Origin of the sequence: Streptococcus sp. DD04 (assembly GCF_001578725.1) — a bacterium.
GTDB lineage: Bacteria > Bacillota > Bacilli > Lactobacillales > Streptococcaceae > Streptococcus > Streptococcus sinensis.
The window spans coordinates 5,501-7,923 of sequence record NZ_KQ968982.1 but is presented as its reverse complement, the minus strand read 5'-3'; the positions used below and the strand labels follow the sequence as shown (position 1 = coordinate 7,923).

The window sequence follows — 2,423 nt, the reverse complement described above, 5'->3', positions numbered from 1 at the left end:
GGATGACCATCAAATGGTCAGATTGGGTTTAAAAAGCTTTTTAGAATTACAGGAAGATGTTGAAGGAGTAGCAGAAGCCACCAATGGCAGAGAAGGAGTCGAAGCAGCCTTGGCAAGCCGGCCCGATGTAATTATAATGGACATTGTGATGCCAGAGATGAGCGGTATTGATGCCACCTTGGCTATCTTGAAAGAATGGCCAGAGGCAAAGATTTTGATTTTGACGTCTTATCTGGACAATGAAAAAATCTATCCAGTGTTGGATGCTGGTGCTCGTGGCTATATGCTGAAGACCTCCAGTGCTGAGGAAATTCTCCACGCAGTCAGAAAGGTTGCAAAAGGTGAATTTGCCATTGAAACAGAAGTCAGTAAGAAGGTTGAATACCATCGAAATCATATAGAGCTTTATGAGGATTTGACAGCGCGGGAGCGGGATATTTTGGGGCTTTTAGCCAAGGGCTATGAAAATCAGCGGATTGCTGATGAGCTCTTTATTTCCTTGAAAACAGTCAAGACGCATGTGTCCAATATTTTATCCAAGCTGGAAGTGAGCGATCGAACCCAGGCAGTCGTCTACGCTTTTCAGCATCACCTTGTTCCGCAAGACGATTTTTAATGATATAATAGAAAAGATTAGATTGAAAGAGGAAAATATGGACGCAAAATTAAAATATAAGGCAAAAAAAATTAAGATTGTTTTCTTTGATATCGACGACACCTTGCGAGTAAAGAATACAGGCTTCATCCCAGAGTCAATCAAAGTTGTGTTTAAACAGCTGAGAGAAAAAGGTATTCTGACAGGAATTGCTTCTGGACGTGGCATTTTTGGAGTCGTTCCAGAAATTCGTACCTTGGATCCTGATTTTTTTGTCACCTTGAATGGGGCTTACGTTGAAAATCGAAGAGGGGAAGTTATTGCTAAAACGGTCATTCCACAAGAGTGTGTGGAATCCTACATTGCATGGACCAAGGAAGCGGGGATTGATTACGGTTTGGTAGGTAGTCATGAAGCGGCTTTATCCGTCCGCAATCCTATGATTTCGTCCGCAATTGATATCATATATCCAGATCTGGCTGTCAATCCTGATTTTTACAAAGATCGTGAAATCTACCAAATGTGGACCTTTGAAAATGTAGGAGACAGTTTACAGTTGCCAGAGGATCTAGCCTCAGCTCTGCGCTTGGTTCGCTGGCATGAGCATTCATCGGATGTTGTTCCGACAGAAGGTTCAAAGGCAGCTGGTGTTGCTAAGGTGGCGGAGCATCTAGACTTAAAACCTGAGAATGTCTTGGTTTTTGGCGATGAGCTTAATGATTTAGAATTGTTTGACTATGCAGGTATCAGCATTGCTATGGGGATTTCCCATAAAGAACTGCAGAAAAAGGCAGATTTCATCACAAAAACAGTAGAAGAAGATGGTATTTTTTATGCTTTGGAGGAGTTAGGAATGGTAGAAAAAGAGTTGAATTTCCCACAGGTCAATCCTGAAGCGGTTGAAGGACCGATTGCAAAAATCAAGACTAATCATGGGGATTTGAAGATCAAACTGTTTCCAGAGCAAGCGCCGAAAACAGTTGCCAACTTTATCGCCTTATCTAAGGATGGCTACTATGACGGAGTGATTTTCCACCGAATTATCAAAGATTTTATGATTCAGGGTGGCGATCCGACTGGTACTGGGATGGGTGGCGAGTCAATTTACGGCGAGCGCTTTGAAGACGAGTTTTCACCAGAGCTTTATAATATCCGTGGAGCCCTGTCAATGGCAAATGCTGGACCAAATACCAATGGCAGTCAGTTCTTTATTGTTCAAAACAGCAGTCTTCCTTATTCAACCAAGGAATTGACTCGGGGAGGATGGCCGGAGCCAATTGCTGAAATTTATGCTAGCAAGGGCGGGACACCGCATTTGGACCGTCGACATACTGTATTTGGGCAGTTAGTAGATGAGGCTTCTTATGAAGTTTTGGACAAAATCGCAGCAGTTGAGATAGCTTCAATGGATAAACCGCTTGAGGATGTTGTTATTGAGACGATTGAGGTTATAGACGAATGAAAATCGGAGATAAGTTAAAGGGCAAAATTACAGGGATTCAGCCCTACGGTGCCTTTGTTGAACTAGAAAGCGGTCTGATTGGCCTCATTCATATTTCTGAGATTCGGACGGGCTATATTGATAATATTCACGATATTTTAAAAATCGGGGATCAGGTTCTCGTGCAGGTGGTGGATTATGACGAGTTTTCTGGCAAGGCCAGTCTGTCTATGCGGACCTTAGAGGAAGAAAAACATCGCTTACCGAGACGGCATCGCTTTTCAAATGATCGTTGTAAAATTGGTTTTGCGCCCTTAGGTAAGCAAATGCCAATCTGGATTAAGGAAGCCAAGGATTTTCTAAAAGAACAAAAAGATTAGAAAAAAG

The 2,423-nt window shown here is 42.5% G+C and carries 3 protein-coding genes; all 3 read left to right on the top strand.

Annotated features, from left to right (window positions below):
* The coding region (locus STRDD04_RS09565) for a response regulator transcription factor (protein ID WP_082757377.1) at nucleotides 1-616 on the top strand (616 nt) is incomplete at its 5' end.
* A gap of 37 nt (nucleotides 617-653) precedes the next feature.
* The gene (locus STRDD04_RS09560; protein ID WP_062201822.1) at nucleotides 654-2,057 is read left to right on the top strand and encodes a bifunctional Cof-type HAD-IIB family hydrolase/peptidylprolyl isomerase; all 1,404 of its coding nucleotides are present in this window, start codon (nucleotides 654-656) and stop codon (nucleotides 2,055-2,057) included.
* On the top strand, nucleotides 2,054-2,416 hold the full coding sequence (locus STRDD04_RS09555) for a S1 RNA-binding domain-containing protein (RefSeq protein WP_062201820.1): 363 nt from the start codon (nucleotides 2,054-2,056) through the stop codon (nucleotides 2,414-2,416). The genes STRDD04_RS09560 and STRDD04_RS09555 overlap by 4 nt, the downstream gene beginning before the upstream one ends.
* The last annotated feature ends 7 nt before the right edge of the window (nucleotides 2,417-2,423 follow it).